We start from the raw sequence: 18,238 nt of genomic DNA, 5'->3' as shown, positions 1-18,238 counted from the left end.
CACTCTTTGAAGTACTATAAGTACTCAATTATTGGAATTAACGTTGACATATTGTCATTCAGTTTTCAATGTTCATTTTAACCGCTACAAGAAACAATTATACCAGTTATTAAATATCAATGCAAGTATTATTTTTAAAAAATAATATTTTGTTTTTTTCGAATCAACCAATCTTATCAAGATGTCTTTTTCGAATCAATCAACTTGCATAATTTATATTACATTGTTATTTAGTTAATTTCAAGCGTTAAATTTACACTTTATTAACCTTTTTAACAATGTATTAATTTTGTTTCGTCTGTCTGTTTTGACGACTTTTATATAATATCAAGATATATTGAACACGTCAACGGTTTATATAAACAAAATTGTGTATTATTTCGCTTTATAAGGTACTATATATTTTAATAGAAATTATGCTATACTTTATCAGTATTAATTAGTATGGAGGGAATAGAATTGAAGCTATTTCGAAAGAAACCTACTAGTAAAATTAACAGAATAAGATCTTTTGCATTAGGATTAATCTTTTTAGGTATGATTGTAATGTATGTAGGTGTATTCTTCTTTTACTATTTCAAAAGCCAAATTGTATTTAGTATTTTCTTAGTACTAGGAATGCTGGCTCTTGGTTTATCATTTGTCGTTTATTTCTGGATTGGTATGCTTAGTTCGCGAACAATACAGGTTCAATGTCCAAACTGTGATCATTATACAAAAATGTTAGGTCGTGCAGATATTTGTGCAAACTGTAATCAACCACTTACTTTGGATAAGAACTTGGAAGGTAAAGCATTTAATCAAGATTATAATAACAAACGTAAATCTAAGAAGTTAGAGGAACAAGAAATAGAAGATACTAATGAAGAAAAGAAAAAAAGCTAAAGGTTAAATACCTTTAGCTTTTTCTTTATTTATTCTTACTTTGACATTCTGGACAAACACCATATATTTCCATTCTGTGGTGAGTAACTGAAAAACTAGTAACATGTTGAGCTAATTGCTCAACTTCATCTAACCTCGGATAATGAAAATCAGATATCTTACCACATTGATCACAAATGATATGATAATGATTATGTGTTTCAAAATCAAAGCGACTTGATGCATCACCATATGTTAATTCTTTAACAAGCCCAGTCTCTTTAAAAACCTTTAAGTTATTATAAACTGTAGCAACACTCATATTTGGAAATTGTGGTGAAAGTGACTGATAAATTTCATCAGCAGTAGGATGACTATCTGTTTCTATTAAATATTGAAGAATCGCTTGACGCTGTGGCGTAATTCTAACACCTGTACTTCTTAAAGTACCTATAGCATCGTCTAACATGTGTTCAACATTCTCAACATTTTGTTGCATCCTTACACCCACCTTCTAATTTATAATGATTATTATTTATAATATATCCCTTTTAGTAGCATTTTGTCAAACAATTAATCAGTATCCAGCTTTTGATTTAACTTCATTAAATAAACCTTCTACATCTTCATTATTTATTAGATTTAAATTTTTAACTAATATATCCGTGCTTCTTTTTATATTATTTTTATCATTTCCTGTTATGTGAGCAGTTATAAACACATTATCCAAATCATATAGTTGAGATGTAGGTGATAAAGGTTCTTCTTCAAACACATCTAGTGAGGCATATCTTATTTCTTTGTTTTCTAATGCTTCTATTAAAACCGCTTCTGATACAACAGAGCCTCTACCTACATTAATAAAATGCGTACTATCTTTCATTTGTTTAAAGTCTTCTGTTTTCAACAAATGTATAGTATCTTCTGTTTCAGGTAATACATTCACTACGAAATCTGCTTTTTTATAAACTTGACGTCTTTCTTCTATAGAATATACTTCATCAAAACCTGGTGCTTCATGTCCTGTTGTATTTATACCAATTACTTTCATATTAAATGCTTTTGCAACTTCTGCAGTTCTTTGTGGTATTTTACCTGTTCCAATAAATAATATCGTTTTATCATTTATTGATTCAGGATTAAGTTTATGATTAAACTCTTTTCTCTTTTGAGATTCATAAGATTGTTTAAGCACTTTAATATCATTCAGTATATATGCAAATATGAATTCTGCTATTTGTATAGCATGTACACCTCTTGCATTAGTTAATTTTATGTTTCTTTCTCGTATATATTCTAGAGGTAATTGATTTACACCTGTAGCAAACCAAGCGATCAATTTAATGTTTTTGCACTTATCTAAAAATGTTTCATTTACTTCGGTATGATAACTTACTAATACATCTGCTTTTTCTAACACTTTTTCATCAGCAACATCAGGATGCTTATAAAATGTAAACTCTATATTAGGAAATGTTTCTTTCAGTCTTTCTTCTTGATCTCTTAGTCTCATTAAAGTAACGACTTTCATCATTATCATCCCTTTATTATGTTTTTCAATTCTTCTATTTGTGTTTTGACTTTTACTTTCTCAATCGTATGTATCACTATTCCTTCTTCATCTAAAACAAATGTTGTTCTAACAATCCCCATTGATTCTTTTCCAAACGATTTTTTTAATTGATAAACGCCTACTTGTTCAGATAACTTGTAATCTTCATCAACTAACAAATCAAAATTCAAGCTATGCTTTTCTGAGAAATTAGAATGTTTCTTCTCACTATCACCACTAATTCCATAAACTTTAGTGTTCAAATCATTAAAGCTCTCTAAATTATCTCTGAAATCACAAGCCTCTGTAGTACAAGTTGGTGTGTTATCTCTAGGATAAAAATAAATAATAGTTTTACTTCCTTTTAAATCCTCGCTATTAACAATTTCACCATTTTGATTTTTTAATTCGAATTTTGGAAATTTCTCACCTATTTGTATCATTATATACACTCCTTATAAACGATAGTTCTTTCATTTTATGATACGATATAAATGAAAATAATTAAATTAAAAGAGGTTGATATCATGAATTTTACAAAAAGTGAATATTTACAAACACTTTCAGACGAATATATTTTAGGCGGTGTTAATTCACCATCTCGTTCTTACAAAGCTGTTGGAGGCGGCGCACCTGTTGTTATGAAAAAAGGTAAAGGTGCATATTTCTACGATGTAGACGATAATAAATACATTGACTATTTACAAGCATATGGTCCAATCATAGCTGGACATGCACATCCACATATTACTGAAGCGATTAAAAATGCTGCTGAAGATGGTGTTTTATTCGGTACGCCTACAGAATATGAAATTACGTTTGCTAAAAAATTACGTAATGCAATTCCATCATTAGAAAAAATAAGATTTGTAAATTCTGGTACCGAAGCAGTCATGACTACTATAAGAGTAGCGCGTGCATTTACAAATCGCGATAAAATCATTAAATTTGCTGGCTGTTATCACGGACACTCAGATCTCGTACTGGTAGCTGCTGGTAGTGGTCCTTCACAACTAGGTACTCCAGATTCAGCTGGTGTTCCTAAAAGTGTTGCACAAGAAGTTATAACTGTACCTTTTAATGACATTGATGCATTTAAAGAAGCTATGGATCATTGGGGAGATCAAGTTGCTGGTGTATTAGTTGAACCAATTGTAGGTAATTTTGGTATGGTTGAACCTAAAGAAGGCTTTTTAGAAGCTGTAAATGACATCACTCACGAACATGGTGGATTAGTTATTTATGATGAAGTTATCACGGCATTCCGATTCCATTATGGTGCTGCTCAAGATTTATTAGGTGTTTATCCAGACTTAACAGCTTTTGGTAAAGTCATCGGTGGTGGATTACCAATTGGTGCTTATGGCGGAAGACAAGAAATAATGGAACATGTCGCTCCACTGGGTCCTGCATATCAAGCAGGTACAATGGCTGGAAACCCATTATCTATGAGAGCTGGTATCGCATTGTTAGAAATCTTAGAACAACCGGGTGTATATGAAAAATTAGACCAATTAGGTCAACAGCTTGAAGAAGGATTGCTAGAATTAATTCAAAAGCATAACGTTCAAGCTACAGTTAATCGAGTTAAAGGTGCGCTAACGCTTTACTTTACAGATGAAAAAATAGAAAACTATGTACAAGCTGAAAATACTGACGGTGAAAAATTCGCCAAATTCTTTAAAGCAATGTTATACCAAGGTATTAATTTGGCTCCTTCTAAATATGAAGCATGGTTTTTAACTACTGAACACACTGAATCAGACATAAAACAGACATTAATTGCTGTTGATCATGCATTTTCTCAACTATAAACTTGAAAAGTTATTAAAAACGATGTATAAACAATATATACTAGGCTTGTGATATTTGTTACAACTCTGTTTTAATAACTAAAAGGAATGGTTCTATGAAATTTGGGGCAAGAATTTTTAAAACTGGTATCGCGATTGTCCTAGCAATATTTCTAGCAAATTTACTGCCAGGGCCAGCAATGATAACTTCAATAGCTGGTGTAGCTGCAATGGTTGCAATGCAGCCAAGCGTCTATCGCTCATTTAAAACGATAGTAGAGCAATTTCAAGGTAATGTTATTGGTGCAATAACTGCTGTTACAATATTTTCTATATTCGGTAACCATGTTGTATTTATTGGTTTAACAGCAATTATCATTATTTCAATATTATACAAGTTTAACCTACAACACGTTTCAAACTTAGCAGTTGTTACAGCTCTAATTATACTTGGGCATCATGAAGGAGATTTCTATATATCAGCATTTTACCGATTTGTATTAGTAATGATTGGTGTACTTAGTGCATTTATAGTTAACTTCACATTTCTACCACCTAAATTTGAAACGAAAATGTATTATAATTCATTGAACATATCAACAGATATATTCAAATGGTTTAGATTAGTCTTGAATGGAACAACTGAATTTCATTATGTAAAACAAGACTTAGAGAATATTAGAACTCGAATAGTAAAGCTTGAACAATTCTATCTTTATTATAAAGAAGAAAGAGCCTACACTAAAAAGCAATCTTTTGCTCAAATGCGTAAAAAGATCCTTTTCAAAGAAATAATTGCAGCAACACGAAGAGCATATGAAGTTTTAAGAAAAATGAATCGCTATGAAAATGATATCCATAATTTAAATGATGATATAAAAGTCCAAATAAAATTTGAACTTGATGAACTGATGGCACAACATGAGCAGATATTGGTTAGAATATCCCAAAATGCTAAACATGAAGTTGACCAAGTTCCTGATTATTTAGTTGAACCTTATAAAGAAGATTTAATCAAAATCTTTATAAAAGATATTACAGATAATCCAAATCAAGAAGACTATTATATTGAGAATGTTATGCAAGTCCTATCAGCAATGCTAGATTATAAAGCTACTATATTACATTTAGAAAAACTATCATCTAGTTACTTTAAATATCACCCTGATGATAGTGAAATAAAAATTGAAGATGAAGATTTCGACCTATAAAAACAACCCGCCAAATCAATGGTGGGTTGTTTTTAGTTTATAGATGAACACTTCTTTCGAGTTCTATTTATACTAAGTCTTGTTTATATAGATATTTCTTGTACTGTATGATATTCATCAAATCTCCATTATAACTTCTATATAATAAATGTTTTTCATTGAGTTGGGTTGGACTTTTCACTCCTACTGCAGCTGCTAAATTAAACAGCCCTTCATGTAAACTAACAATATAATTTGAAACTCTATATTCTTTTTCTGAAACGACTAATGCTGTTTCTTTTTTAGGGTCTGTTGTAGCTACGCCAACTGGACAATTATTAGTATGACATTGTTGTGCCATTATACATCCTACATTAATCATTAAACTTCTTGCTACATTTACTAGGTCAGCACCTAAACCTAATGCTATCGCTATTTGGTCAGGCGTGATTAATTTTCCTGAAGCAAATACTTTTACTTTATCTCTTATCTTTTGTCTTTTTAATTCTACATCTAATATTGGCAATGCAGTAAAGAGTGGTAATCCTACAGTATCAACCAATTCTTGATAAGTTGCTCCAGTTCCACCTTCTCCACCATCTACCGTTATAAAATCTGGAATAATGTTTGTAGAAACCATTTCGTGAATCAGTACTTTTAAATCATTTATATTACCTACAACAATTTTAATTCCAACAGGTTTATTAGATAATGTTCTTAATTTATCTACAAATTCTAATAACTCTTTGTTGTTATGCAAAAATTCAAACCTATTAGGTGAGTTCACTGTCTCAAACGGCGTTACGTTTCTAATTTCCGCAATTTCTTCTGTAACTTTTGCTCCTTCAATATGTCCCCCTCTTGTTTTAGCACCTTGGGCTAATTTTAATTCAAATGCTTTAACTTGATCAATATTGGCTTTTTCAATAAATTCTTCTTCATCAAAGTTACCTTCTTTATCTCTAACACCAAATAGACCTGGTCCAATTTGAAAGATGATATCGCAATCTCCTGCTAAATGATGTTTGCTTAAACCACCTTCTCCAGTATTCATCCAAGAACCACTTCTTCCTAGACCTTTTGATAGTGCTGTTATTGCATTTTTACCTAATGCACCATAACTCATACCGGACTGTCCTACTAACCTTTTAACTTTAAAGGGATATTTCAAGTTCTCCCCAATTATTATTTCATTATTATGTGTTAATTTATAAGGTTCTACTTCTTGTTGTATTTGTTTTTCTTTTCGCTCAAAAAGACCTTCATTCGAAATATTATAAACATATGTAGTCATTAACTCTTCTTGGTTAATTTCTAATTCGTCATAATCTACAGGAAACATAGCATTTTGCAAATAAAACCCAGGTTCTTCAAATTTTCTTAATGAACCAAAACTTTCGATTCTGCTTTTATATTTTCCGGGCATAACGATATTTAAATATTGTTTTCTAGAAAATGGTTTGCCGTCGTTATCATTTAATATAAGATATTGACGTAATTCAGGTCCTATCATTTCTAAAAAGTATCTAACTCTTCCTAATAAAGGATAATTTCTTAATACACTGTGATTTTTTTGCCTTTTATCTATAATGTAAATCGTTATGCATGTAATCAATCCACCTATAATGATTACAAAAAATAAAACATTCACAATCAGTTGCAATATGCTTAAAAATGTCATAAAAAATCCCCCTTATTCTATCTCTATTAAATTAATAATAGCATAGAGTAAGAAGGATTGTAATTTTACCCGAAGGATTGAATATTGTATAAGTTATAATAACTACCTTTAGCTTGCATTAATTCTTTATGTGATCCAACTTCATCAATTTGACCATTTTGAATCACTACAATTTTGTCAGCGTGGGTAATAGTTGATAATCTATGTGCAACAATTAGTGTTGTTCTTTCTGAACTCAATATTTCTAAAGCATCTTGAATGATTTTTTCACTCTCTAAATCTAGCGCACTTGTAGCTTCATCAAGTACTAGAACTGGAGGATTATTAAGGAAGATTCTAGCGATTGAAACACGTTGTTTTTGTCCACCTGATAGTTTTACGCCTCGTTCACCAACTTCGGTATCGTAACCATTAGGTAAAGATACAATAAAATCATGTGCATTAGCTTTTTTACTAGCTGCGATGACTTCTTCGTCAGTAGCATCTGGTTTACCTAATAAAATATTCTCTTTTATTGAATCAGAGAAAAGAATATTATCTTGTTCAACCATACCTACTTGATTTCTAAGGCTTTCAGTCGTGAAATCTTTTACATTATGATTATCAATGCTGATACTTCCTTTAGTCACATCATAAAATCTAGGTAATAAACTGATCAAGGTGGATTTACCTCCACCACTCATACCTACAAAGGCAACTGTCTCACCTTTTTGAATATCAAGGTTAATGTCAGTAAGTACCTCGTCTTCATATTCATTGTATTTGAATGAAACATTTTCAAAAGAAATATGTCCTTCTTTAATGTTAATATTTTGTGCATCATCTTCATTTTTTACATCATACTTTTCATCAAACAAATGAAATACTCTATCCATAGAAGCGATACTTTGCGTTAAGGTTGTTGATGACGCAACTAATCTTCTTAATGGTCCATATAATTGTTCTAAGTATGCAACAAATGCAGCTAATGTACCTACTGTTAAATTACCTTGAATAACTAGTAGCCCACCTACACCTACAACGAGTAATGGTCCAATATCTGTAACAGTATTAATAACAGCGAAAGATTTAGCATTCCATTTAGTATGGTCAGTTGCTTTTGTTAAGAAGTTTTGGTTTCTTTTGTCGAATCTTTCTTCTTCATTTTTTTCTATAGCAAAACTTTTAATAACAGACATGCCAGAAACACGTTCATGTAAAAATCCTTGAAGTTCTGCTAAACTTTGAGATCTTCTTCTCGTAAGACTACGTAATCTGCCGAAGAAATAATAAATGCTAAAAATAAATAACGGGAATATTGCAATTGCTGTAAAAGTAAGTTTGACATCTAGCACAAACATAATACTTAAAGCAATTACGATAGTAACTAAGTCTAACCAGACATTCATCAAACCAGTAAGAATAAAGTCTTTTGTTTGTTCAACGTCATTGATTACACGAGATATTATTTCTCCTGCTTTATTATTAGAATAGAATCTCGAGCTGAGTGCTTGTAAATGTGTATATAATTTTTTTCGAATATCATAGAGGATTTTATTTGATGTCCATTGCGCTAAATATTGTCTGAAATATTCTATTGGTGGTCTTAAAACCACAAAGATAAATCCCATAATTAACATCGCATAGGCCAATTTTTCTGTTTTTTGACCAACTGATAATGCTCCATTATTTATAACGTCATCAATTACATATTTTATTAATAATGGAAGCAACAACGGAATTCCAAATTTTAAAATCCCAATGATAATCGTACCTACAATATGCCATTTATATGGTTTAACGAATTGTAAATACCTTTTGATCATTTCTGTTCCCCCAATCATAGTCCAAACGAAACAGCCTAGCTATTGCTAGGCTGTTTCGTTTTCATTCTCATGAATTCCTTCTATCAATTGAATGAAATCTTTCTTGCCAAACTTTAATAAAATCTGGCGCAAACGGTCCCTTTTTACGTTCAATCCATTGTTGAAGAATATCAACATTTCTTCTCAGAATAACATCAATGTCTTTAGGATAATTCATTTGCTTCATATGCTGACGATATTCATCTTCGTCTAATAAATGATACTTTCCACTTGGATAAACTTTGATGTCTAAATCATAATCGATATATTTAATAGCTTCTTCATCACAAACAAAAGGTGAAGATAAATTACAATAATAATAAACACCATCATCACGGAACATACAAATGACATTAAACCAATATTCTGCATGGAAATAAACAATCGCTGGCTCCCTTGTTACCCAAGTTCTGCCATCACTTTCTGTTACGAGTGTTCGATTATTCCCACCGATAATAACATGACTCGTACCTTTAAGAATTGTTGTTTCAGACCATACACGATGTATATTACCATCATGTTTATAACTTTGTACTTTAATTACCTGGCCTTCTTTTGGTATGGATTCTTTGACCATGTTCCACACCACCTTTTAAATATTTACCAAGTTATTATATCATATTTAAATAAATAAGCTAAAATTATGTTTATTATTAATTTACTCATTTACTTTATTAAAAATTTTAGTCATGGAAGTTGAGAATGACAAACTATCTTTATCATCTTTTTTTATCCATTTATAAGGATGCTCAAAGTTATTTTTCTGAGTATATGCTCTATATATTTTCATGTTCCATGTCATGTGTGTAAATATATGTTTAGTTGTAAACATTGGTTCTTGTTGAACATCTATAACCGCTTCAAGTTCTTCCTCAATTGTATGTATGCTATCTTCAGCATCGAACATTGGAAATTCCCACATACCATTTAATAATTTTGTATCTCTTTGACGTACTAGAATTTCTCCGTCATTATTCGTTATATAGAGCACTGAATACTCAATAGTTTTTTTCTTCACTTTTTTCTTTTTAACTGGTAATTCAGATACTTGTCCTTTAGCAAATGCTAAACAATGGTTTTGTACTGGACACATTATGCATAGCGTTTTCTTAGGTGTACATATCGTAGCACCTAATTCCATCATTGCTTGATTAAAATCACCGGATTCGGTTTTTACAAATGGTTGCAACTCTTCTTCAAAATCTTTTTTCGTCTTAGGTAACGCTATATCTTGTTGATTGCAAGTTAACCTACTCCATACACGTAATACATTTCCATCAACAGCTGGTATAGGGTGATTGTAAACAATACTCATAACTGCTGCATTTGTATATGGTCCGACTCCTTTTAATTTTTTAAATTCATCTGGATTATCAGGAACAATTCCATTATATTCATTTTGGACTTCTTTAACTGCTTCATGAAAATTTCTAACCCTTGAATAATAGCCAAGTCCTTCCCAATATTTCAAAACATCTTCTTCTTTAGCATTACTCAATTCTTGAATTGTTGGGAATCTATCTATAAAAGCATTGTAATATGGTCTTACAGTATTTACTTGTGTTTGTTGTAACATAACTTCACTTAACCAAATGTAATAAGGATTATTGGTTTCTCTCCAAGGCATTTGTCTCTTATTTTCATGAAACCAGTTAAGCAAATCATCTTTGAATTCATTCTTTTCTATCATCTATGACACTACTTTCTTGTGAATTGCTTTCAGATTACCGTACTTATGATATATAATATATATCATATAGATTAAAGTAAAGTGGTGATTTTTATGGATACTGGTACACACGTTGTCATGGGTGTTGCTTTAACTGGTATTGCAACATTGGATCCTAATGTTACACCTACATTTGCCGCAGTGGCGACTGGTATAATGGTTGGTTCACAAATACCTGATATTGACACAGTTTTAAAATTTAAAAATAATGCTGTTTATGTTAAAAACCATAGAGGTATAACACACTCAATTCCTTTTACATTATTATGGCCCTTGATATTAACATTTCTAATTTTTGTTATTTTTCCAAATGTAGATGTATTGCATATTTGGTTATGGACACAGTTTGCTGTATTCTTTCATGTTTTTGTAGATATTTTTAATTCATATGGTACACAAGCACTCAGACCCATATCCAATAAGTGGATCCAATTAAGTATTATTAATACATTTGATCCTATTATTTTCGTTGCACACTTAATTGCCATTTTATTTTGGACACTTGGTGTTCATCCTGGATTAGCCTTTGGAACATTATATTTATTGTTAGCTTTTTATTATGTAGTCCGTTTCATGTTACAAAAAGCCATTAAGAATCAAGCACTAAAACAAATACAACAAGAGCATAATCCTGTAAAAATATTTGTTGCGCCTACAATTAAATTTATGGAGTGGCGTATAGCTATACAAACAGAAACACATGATTATGTAGGACGAAGTTATGGTCGAAATGTTGCTTTTAATGATGTATTTAAAAGACAATCATTTCCTAATGATTATATAATGGCATATGCAAAATATGATAAAAATTTAAGATCATTTTTAAGTTTTAGTTCTATTTATCGCTGGGAAGTTACTAGAATTGATAAAAAAACAACTGAACTTAGATTTATCGATTTAAGATATTTAAAAAATGGCCACTATCCATTTGTGGCAATATTGCATTTAGATGATGATATGAAAGTCACTACTTCTTATATTGGATGGGTATTTACCGAAGAAAAATTAATGAAAAAGCTAGAAATATAATAGACATAAAAACCCTCTCAATCCGACATTTATTGGATTGAGAGGGTTTTTGAATTTAATTAATTTACTAATATCAATATTCTATTCAAAGTATCTTGTTTTATATGCTCTATTAATATTTATCCAGAATAAGTAGATAAATGCTACTTCAAAGTAAAAGAGTATGTGATAAGGTAAGTTCGTGACTGAATCATTTCCAAGAATCATTGATTGTTGAAAACCATTAATAATATAAAATAGTGGATTCAATTTTAATACATTTACCCATACTGCATACATGTTATTAGGTACATACAAGATTGGCACTATAAACAGCAATAATATTAATAATCCGAAAACGACGAATCTAGCGGAATATAAATACTTACCAAGCAATCCAATAATAGAAGCAATTGGCACTAGTAAAATATAAGCCATAACTAAATAATAAAAGAAACCTAAATGATTGATTTCTATAATGTTTGTAGTACTTGTTGAAACAATACCTGTCAAAGTCACGACTATTAAGAACATAAGCATCGTTAATAACACTTGTGATGAGGCACCTACGTAATATGGTACTGACAACCGTTTGTACAATGCCCCTTGTTTTCTAACTGTCTTTTCAGAATTAAAGAGCGATAAAAATATCCACATATAAGCAAAAAGTCCTACTAATTTAAAATAAGAAGTTGATTGTTGCACATCTATTGCATCAGTAACGAACAGTTTAAAATAAGTAATTAATAATAGAAGTAACATAATAGCAAAAGCAGACAAATAATATTTATAATGATTTTTAACTTCAAAGAAGCAATATTTGATCATATGTGGAAAATGTTTAATATGCTGTTCAAATAATTCGTTCATAAAGTCCTCCTACAATTGAATAAATATCCATTTATTTTCTACTAAATCTGCTATCATATAACCGTCTTTTGATTTTACTACCCAAGTATCACTTGAAATATTAAATTTTTTAATTAACTTTTGCTTATCTTTAATATCAAAAGTAAATCCAGTTAATTCATTATCACTATTGAACACCATATGCACGTTTTGGCCTTCCATCTGCTCATTGAAACGATTTGATTTATCAGCATTTATCGTTTCTGAAACTTTCTTATGATCTTGATGCATAAAGCTATTATAAAAATCTATATAGTTTAAATAACTTCCATCAACATAGTCTTCTAATTCTGACCAGTCAACATCCTCATAAAGTCCTGCTGGATTAAAGTAATACAAATTGTTTTTCTTAGATATATATGCTTTATTATCTACTTCAAGTCTGTAGTTTGATTGATTCTCACCAGTAACATCTAAAAAGCTATACTGTGGAATTTTTACTTTATTTCCTTTTGATGAAGGTGTTAGTAAAGTATCATGCTTTAAAGAAAGTACATATGCTGATTTATCTATGTATTTAGGTTCACTATTCGTTGTAATAACTTGCTTCGTAGCTACATCTTTATCTGTCGGTGAACTTCCAACTCCTATAAACATAAAAAATGCTGCAAATACTGCTCCAATTATAAATGTAATAGCATATACTATTGTTTTTTCAATGGATTTCGGAATTCTACCATATTGATATTTACGCATCCTTTTATAACCTTCACCACGTGCTACAGGTAATTCTTGTTTATCGATTTTCCATTTTAGATCATATAATTCTTTTTGATTTTTGTCTTGAATTTGATTATATTTCATTTGATAATCACGATAAGCACCTAATACTTCATTTACGGTACCTTCTTTTCTTACTTGACCATACGTTAACCAAATAAGATAATTACTCATTTTTTCAATTGAATGTAGATGATCATCTATTAATACAGCTGCTCTATCGTATTCTTTTTGTTCATTCAAAAATTCATTGAATTTTTTTTGAAATGATTCATCTAAATATTGAATAATATTAGTGAAAATAGCTACTGTAGGTCTCATATACTTGGCAATACTAACTAATAATTGTGCATATTCTGTTTCGTTTATTTCTTTACAAGTCTTTATCCCTTTATCTGTTAACTTAGCAAAGCTTAAAATCTGCTTCTGAATTGTTGAGATATCTTCTAATTTAACTCCTGATAAGCTCAATGTCCGAATTACCAATTCATTAAGTGTTTGATGATCATTAGCTTTATGAGTAACGTCTGCTAAAAATGTTTGTTCTTTATTTGTTACTTTTCCTAAGTTAGGTGCAACTTCTTTAATCATCAGTTTACTAATCATTTCTTTACCTGATTCATGATCACCAATAATTCCTAGAACTTCACCTCTATATAAATGAACAGTTACATTCTTTAACACAATATTTTTATCTAAATGTTTTAATTTAAATAATGATTTAAATTTATTTTGTTGTTTATTTTCATAGTAATATTTAGTTGCGTTTACAACTCTTAGTAATATTTGCTGTGTCATTCTGCACCACCATTATAGTTGTAGAAGACTTACAGGAATGCCTTCTTCAATTTTTGAACCTTTTAATCTAAATCCCCAAGCAAATACGCCTTTAATACGTTCAACTTTAAAGTAACTCGGTGTGTCACCTACTAAACCATATACTTTTCCAATTTCAATTTTCGAAGTATCTACAAGGTAACTTTCTGCTATGAGCGCTTTTCTTTTATATACTTCATATTCATTAAGTATACCCATCATTTCTGATTTTCTCATCTTTTCCCTATATTCAGCGATTACATTTTTAAGTTCAAATTCATTCATTTCTACTAATTTCTTTTCGTTATTCATCTACAATACCACTTTCTCTTAATTTGTCATTAATCATATCAAATGTATACCCTTTTCTCACTAAAGCTTGAATGACATGAGATTTGAGTTCATATCCATTATATTTCTTTTGATATTTATTATATACCTTTTCTAAATCTTTCATCAAAATATTTTCTACATCATCAGATGTGGGTTCAATATTTAAATCAGTTAAATGCTCATTAATTAGTGAAAATGCATAGCCTCTTTGTTGCAAAGTTTGCACGATTGTTTGTTTAAGTCGATTTGGAGGCTGTTTCTTTTTTTGCATTATTTTTTTAGCAATATTAGGTATTCTATCTTCAGACATTTCCAATTCGAATTTTTCTTTATAAGTAAAAATCAATTCTGGTTCAAGTCCTTTTTCTTTTGCTACTCTTTCGAAATGGTCCGGACCTTTATCAGTTGTCTTTAATATTGTATTTTTTAGACTTTCAATATAATCTTCGTGGTTTATGTATTTATTTGATTTACAATAATCTATAACTTGAGAAATCAATTCTATGGAGTACTCTTTTTCTGCTAAGTATTTTTCAACTTCATGTGTCGTTCTTTTTTTATGTGACAAATATATAATTGCTTGATTTAATGCCTGTCTATATTGATCATAATCTTTTATTTCTTGCAACTTACTTTTAGTTATTTCTAAATCTTTCCTTAAGTTAAAGTAGATGTATGTAGCTTGATCAATACCCATTTCAAATTCATCATTAATAAATAAATTCAAACGTTCTTTATTTTTCTTCTGTACTTCTATTTTAGTAATTTTAAGCACTTTACATCCCTCCACACATATTAATAGGATACAATAAAACACACTGAGTTTAAAAGTTTAATCACTTAACTCAGTGTGTTTTATTATTGGTTTAATTCATTTATAGCTTGTGTATACTCAGAATCAGTAATATAGTTCTGTTGTTTCATTTTTTCTAGAGTAGTTTTTATTCTCGTCATATAACTATCACTTATATTGTTAATATCAAAGTTAGATGGTGCATTAACAACACTTGCTAGTATAGCACTTTGTAATACTGAAACTTGAGGTAAGTTCGGATTGTTTTTATCTACAGTTGCACCGAAGTAATAATTTGCAGCCTCTTCAATAGTATAATTATTTTCTCCAAAGTAAATATTATTTACGTAATAACTTAAAATATTATTTTTGCTATATTTACCTTCTACACGTTTCGCAACAAACATTTCTTTAACTTTTCTTGTTAATTGCGTTTCATTAGAGTAAAAATAATTTTTCACGACTTGTTGGGTGATGGTACTACCACCTTGTGTTAATTGTCCATTTTTCAAACTAACTGCAAGTGCTCTAGACACACCTCTTAAATCTATACCTTCATGATCGTAAAATCTTTTATCTTCAACGGCAACAAAAGCATTTTTAGTATAGTCAGGCATATCTTCAACTTGAACAAATGCTGATTTATCTTCTATTTTAACTAATTCATCTACATCAGAAGTTCTTGACCACATATACATTACTGCTAAATAGAATGCAATAACAAGTATAATTAATATTGCTATAAAGAGAAACAGCTTTGATCCCCTTTTTCTTTTTCTCGGTTGTACAGGTTCTTGATAATAGTGTTGATATCGTCTATATTGAACTTCTTCTTGAGAATTAGGTTGTGGAATATCATTCTTTTTTTTGCTAAATAGACCCATCTTTATTCTCCCTTATTAGTATTTCTTACATCATTATAGCTTGTAATATGTATTTTAAACACTTCTTTTTACTTAAAATCATTAAAATCAGTCCAGAGTCTTATATTGAAGTATAACTTTTAGCCTATTCGGGTATACATTAAACATGAGGAGGAATTTTAAATGGCAAAAATTAAAGCAAATAATGCACTTGTACAAGTTTTAAAAAATTGGCAGATTGACCATGTTTATGGCATTCCTGGTGATTCTATAGATAAAGTAGTAGATGCCTTAAAAACAGAAGAAGATAACATTAAATTCTATGACGTTAGACACGAAGAGGTTGCCACATTAGCAGCAAGTAGCTATGCCAAATTAACTGGCAAATTAGCTGTTGCTTTAAGTATAGGAGGTCCAGGAGCGATACATATGTTAAATGGTATGTATGACGCAAAAATGGACAACGTACCTATGCTTGTATTGGCTGGACAAACCGATTCTAAATTATTAGGCACAAAATATTTCCAAGAAGTTAATCTAACAGCTCTTTTTGAAGATGTAGCAGTTTATAATAAACAATTAGACTCTGCTGAAAATGTTCACGAAATTGTTGATGAAGCAATCAAGACAGCTTACGCTAAAAAAGGTGTAGCAGTATTAACTATTCCAAGTGATATTTTAGGCGAAAAAATTGAAGATAACGTACCAAGAGAAAAATATAGATTTGAAAATGCAGTAACTTTTGCTAAAGATGAAGATATCTCTAAAGCAGCAGAATTAATTAACAATAGTAAAAAACCAGTTGTGTTAACTGGTGCCGGTGCAAAAAACGCTAAAAATGAACTGTTAGAATTTATAGATCATATAGATGCACCAGGACTTATAACATTACCAGCAAAAGGTATTATTCCTGATAAGCACCCTAACTTCATGGGGAACTTAGGTAAAATTGGTACTAAACCAGCCTTTGAAGCTTCAAAAGATGCAGATCTCTTAATACTAGTCGGAACTAATTATCCATATGTAGATTACTTACCAGACAAAGATATCCCTTGTATTCAAATCGATATCAACAAAAATAATATCGGTAACAGATTTAATGTAGATGTAGGCTTAATAGGAGATACAAAAAATGTCTTAGCAGCATTAACTTTAGCAAGTAATAAAGTTGATGACCGTAAATTCCTTAAAGCCTGTCAGCAAAATATGAAGAGTTGGAATAAATGGTTAGATGAAGATCGTAATAATAAGAGTTTACCAATAAGACCAGAACTATTAATGTCAGAGATTGAAAAAATCTCTAATGATGACACTGTATTTTCTGTTGATGTCGGAACTTCTACAGTATGGAGTACAAGATATTTACAATTAGGTCATAATCATCAATTCATTACATCATCTTGGCTTGGAACAATGGGATGTGCCTTACCAGGTGTTATCGCAAGTAAAATAGCATACCCAGATAAACAAGCAATTGCTATAGCTGGTGATGGTGGTTTCGCAATGGTCATGCAAGACTTCGTTACAGCTGTTAACTATAAACTACCAATTATTGTAGTTGTACTTAATAACCAAGAATTATCATTCATAAAATATGAACAACAATCAGCCGGTGAACTAGAATATGCAATCGATTTAGGTGATATTGATTTCGCTAAATTCGCAGACAGCTGTGGTGGTATTGGTTATAACGTGGCAACTGTAGAAGATTTAGCACCAACATTAGAGAAAGCTAAACATGCAAATAAACCAGTTGTTATAAATGTAAAAGTAGATCCAGACGCTGCTCCACTCCCAGGTAAAATCATATGGGATGAAGCTAAAGGATATGCAAAATTTGAAATAAGAACAGCAATGGAAGAAAACAGACTCGAAAAAATGCCACCTCTTAAAACAATCATAAGAAGATTCTTCTAAATAAAGCAGTGCGGTTCACATGTGACGCGAACCGCACTTTTTTGTATGAGTCTAAAGTTTGGCTTTAGTGGCAGAATTCCGAATTGTGGTGCATAGGTTGCTCCGTTACGGACATTTCTCAGAATTATGTCCCTTACAGCACCTCTTACGAATATGTCCATATAATTGTGTAATAAAATAAGAGCCATATATAGCTCACTTTAGTACAATGTAATCGACTAAGAAA

General features: G+C 30.5%; 17 protein-coding genes. 5 read left to right on the top strand and 12 right to left on the bottom strand.

Annotated elements, in window-relative coordinates; all coding sequences use genetic code 11:
• Window positions 1-444 precede the first annotated feature (444 nt).
• Complete coding sequence (locus B2G86_RS12360; RefSeq protein ID WP_078358492.1) at window positions 445-885, top strand: YgzB family protein; 441 nt, start codon at window positions 445-447, stop codon at window positions 883-885.
• Between the two features lie 25 nt (window positions 886-910).
• Here the strand turns inward: B2G86_RS12360 and perR are convergent, their stop codons facing one another.
• From perR to bcp, 3 genes are all read right to left on the bottom strand, one after another.
• On the bottom strand, window positions 911-1,363 hold the full coding sequence (gene perR, locus B2G86_RS12355) for a peroxide-responsive transcriptional repressor PerR (RefSeq protein WP_078358491.1): 453 nt from the start codon (window positions 1,361-1,363) through the stop codon (window positions 911-913).
• Between the two features lie 78 nt (window positions 1,364-1,441).
• Window positions 1,442-2,395 (bottom strand): phosphoglycerate dehydrogenase, encoded by a 954-nt coding sequence (locus tag B2G86_RS12350; protein WP_078358493.1) that lies wholly within the window; start codon window positions 2,393-2,395, stop codon window positions 1,442-1,444.
• Between the two features lie 5 nt (window positions 2,396-2,400).
• Window positions 2,401-2,859 (bottom strand): thioredoxin-dependent thiol peroxidase, encoded by a 459-nt coding sequence (gene bcp / locus B2G86_RS12345; RefSeq protein ID WP_078358490.1) that lies wholly within the window; start codon window positions 2,857-2,859, stop codon window positions 2,401-2,403.
• Window positions 2,860-2,943: 84 nt separating this feature from the next.
• Between bcp and B2G86_RS12340 the strand changes: the two genes are divergently transcribed.
• Both B2G86_RS12340 and B2G86_RS12335 read left to right on the top strand, forming a co-directional pair.
• On the top strand, window positions 2,944-4,230 hold the full coding sequence (locus B2G86_RS12340) for a glutamate-1-semialdehyde 2,1-aminomutase (protein ID WP_078358489.1): 1,287 nt from the start codon (window positions 2,944-2,946) through the stop codon (window positions 4,228-4,230).
• A 95-nt stretch (window positions 4,231-4,325) separates the two neighbouring features.
• Complete coding sequence (locus B2G86_RS12335; protein ID WP_078358488.1) at window positions 4,326-5,420, top strand: FUSC family protein; 1,095 nt, start codon at window positions 4,326-4,328, stop codon at window positions 5,418-5,420.
• Between the two features lie 67 nt (window positions 5,421-5,487).
• On the opposite strand, the gene B2G86_RS12330 is transcribed toward B2G86_RS12335, so the two are convergent.
• The 4 genes from B2G86_RS12330 to mutY form a co-directional block, all read right to left on the bottom strand.
• Entirely contained in the window at window positions 5,488-7,080 is a 1,593-nt protein-coding gene (locus B2G86_RS12330; RefSeq protein WP_078358487.1) for an FMN-binding glutamate synthase family protein, read from the bottom strand.
• Window positions 7,081-7,145: 65 nt separating this feature from the next.
• A complete protein-coding gene (locus tag B2G86_RS12325) occupies window positions 7,146-8,885 on the bottom strand; it encodes an ABC transporter ATP-binding protein (RefSeq protein WP_078358486.1) in 1,740 nt (579 codons plus the stop codon).
• 67 nt (window positions 8,886-8,952) lie between these two features.
• Window positions 8,953-9,501: a nucleoside tri-diphosphate phosphatase gene (gene ntdP / locus B2G86_RS12320; RefSeq protein WP_078358485.1), complete on the bottom strand. Its 549-nt coding sequence runs from the start codon at window positions 9,499-9,501 to the stop codon at window positions 8,953-8,955.
• An 81-nt stretch (window positions 9,502-9,582) separates the two neighbouring features.
• Window positions 9,583-10,614 carry an A/G-specific adenine glycosylase gene (gene mutY / locus B2G86_RS12315; RefSeq protein ID WP_078358484.1) on the bottom strand — a complete coding sequence of 344 codons (1,032 nt, stop codon included), beginning with the start codon at window positions 10,612-10,614 and terminating at the stop codon, window positions 9,583-9,585.
• A gap of 93 nt (window positions 10,615-10,707) precedes the next feature.
• On the opposite strand from mutY, the gene B2G86_RS12310 reads away from it, so the two are divergent.
• Entirely contained in the window at window positions 10,708-11,682 is a 975-nt protein-coding gene (locus tag B2G86_RS12310) for a metal-dependent hydrolase (protein ID WP_078358483.1), read from the top strand.
• An 81-nt stretch (window positions 11,683-11,763) separates the two neighbouring features.
• Here B2G86_RS12310 and B2G86_RS12305 read toward each other — a convergent pair whose 3' ends face one another.
• From B2G86_RS12305 to sgtB, 5 genes are all read right to left on the bottom strand, one after another.
• The gene (locus B2G86_RS12305; protein ID WP_078358482.1) at window positions 11,764-12,531 is read right to left on the bottom strand and encodes an ABC transporter permease; all 768 of its coding nucleotides are present in this window, start codon (window positions 12,529-12,531) and stop codon (window positions 11,764-11,766) included.
• A 9-nt stretch (window positions 12,532-12,540) separates the two neighbouring features.
• On the bottom strand, window positions 12,541-14,088 hold the full coding sequence (locus B2G86_RS12300; RefSeq protein WP_078358481.1) for an ABC transporter ATP-binding protein: 1,548 nt from the start codon (window positions 14,086-14,088) through the stop codon (window positions 12,541-12,543).
• A gap of 12 nt (window positions 14,089-14,100) precedes the next feature.
• Window positions 14,101-14,418 (bottom strand): YfhH family protein, encoded by a 318-nt coding sequence (locus tag B2G86_RS12295; protein ID WP_078358480.1) that lies wholly within the window; start codon window positions 14,416-14,418, stop codon window positions 14,101-14,103.
• The gene (recX, locus tag B2G86_RS12290; RefSeq protein WP_078358479.1) at window positions 14,411-15,214 is read right to left on the bottom strand and encodes a recombination regulator RecX; all 804 of its coding nucleotides are present in this window, start codon (window positions 15,212-15,214) and stop codon (window positions 14,411-14,413) included. The genes B2G86_RS12295 and recX overlap by 8 nt, the downstream gene beginning before the upstream one ends.
• A gap of 83 nt (window positions 15,215-15,297) precedes the next feature.
• Entirely contained in the window at window positions 15,298-16,116 is an 819-nt protein-coding gene (gene sgtB / locus B2G86_RS12285) for a monofunctional peptidoglycan glycosyltransferase SgtB (RefSeq protein ID WP_078358478.1), read from the bottom strand.
• Window positions 16,117-16,278: 162 nt separating this feature from the next.
• On the opposite strand from sgtB, the gene B2G86_RS12280 reads away from it, so the two are divergent.
• Window positions 16,279-18,012 (top strand): pyruvate oxidase, encoded by a 1,734-nt coding sequence (locus B2G86_RS12280; protein ID WP_078358477.1) that lies wholly within the window; start codon window positions 16,279-16,281, stop codon window positions 18,010-18,012.
• Window positions 18,013-18,238: the final 226 nt, after the last annotated feature.

Origin of the sequence: Mammaliicoccus fleurettii (assembly GCF_002018435.1) — a bacterium.
In the GTDB taxonomy this organism is placed as follows: Bacteria; Bacillota; Bacilli; order Staphylococcales; family Staphylococcaceae; genus Mammaliicoccus; species Mammaliicoccus fleurettii.
Note: the sequence above shows the minus strand (reverse complement) of the source record. Positions and strands in the feature narration are given on the sequence as shown.

Coding starts and splice junctions, on each gene's coding strand:
- B2G86_RS12360 (WP_078358492.1), top strand. CDS start 445: ATGGAGGGAATAGAATTGAAGCTATTTCGAAAGAAACCTACTAGTAAA.
- perR (WP_078358491.1), bottom strand. CDS start 1,363: ATGCAACAAAATGTTGAGAATGTTGAACACATGTTAGACGATGCTATA.
- B2G86_RS12350 (WP_078358493.1), bottom strand. CDS start 2,395: ATGAAAGTCGTTACTTTAATGAGACTAAGAGATCAAGAAGAAAGACTG.
- bcp (WP_078358490.1), bottom strand. CDS start 2,859: ATGATACAAATAGGTGAGAAATTTCCAAAATTCGAATTAAAAAATCAA.
- B2G86_RS12340 (WP_078358489.1), top strand. CDS start 2,944: ATGAATTTTACAAAAAGTGAATATTTACAAACACTTTCAGACGAATAT.
- B2G86_RS12335 (WP_078358488.1), top strand. CDS start 4,326: ATGAAATTTGGGGCAAGAATTTTTAAAACTGGTATCGCGATTGTCCTA.
- B2G86_RS12330 (WP_078358487.1), bottom strand. CDS start 7,080: ATGACATTTTTAAGCATATTGCAACTGATTGTGAATGTTTTATTTTTT.
- B2G86_RS12325 (WP_078358486.1), bottom strand. CDS start 8,885: ATGATCAAAAGGTATTTACAATTCGTTAAACCATATAAATGGCATATT.
- ntdP (WP_078358485.1), bottom strand. CDS start 9,501: ATGGTCAAAGAATCCATACCAAAAGAAGGCCAGGTAATTAAAGTACAA.
- mutY (WP_078358484.1), bottom strand. CDS start 10,614: ATGATAGAAAAGAATGAATTCAAAGATGATTTGCTTAACTGGTTTCAT.
- B2G86_RS12310 (WP_078358483.1), top strand. CDS start 10,708: ATGGATACTGGTACACACGTTGTCATGGGTGTTGCTTTAACTGGTATT.
- B2G86_RS12305 (WP_078358482.1), bottom strand. CDS start 12,531: ATGAACGAATTATTTGAACAGCATATTAAACATTTTCCACATATGATC.
- B2G86_RS12300 (WP_078358481.1), bottom strand. CDS start 14,088: ATGACACAGCAAATATTACTAAGAGTTGTAAACGCAACTAAATATTAC.
- B2G86_RS12295 (WP_078358480.1), bottom strand. CDS start 14,418: ATGAATAACGAAAAGAAATTAGTAGAAATGAATGAATTTGAACTTAAA.
- sgtB (WP_078358478.1), bottom strand. CDS start 16,116: ATGGGTCTATTTAGCAAAAAAAAGAATGATATTCCACAACCTAATTCT.
- B2G86_RS12280 (WP_078358477.1), top strand. CDS start 16,279: ATGGCAAAAATTAAAGCAAATAATGCACTTGTACAAGTTTTAAAAAAT.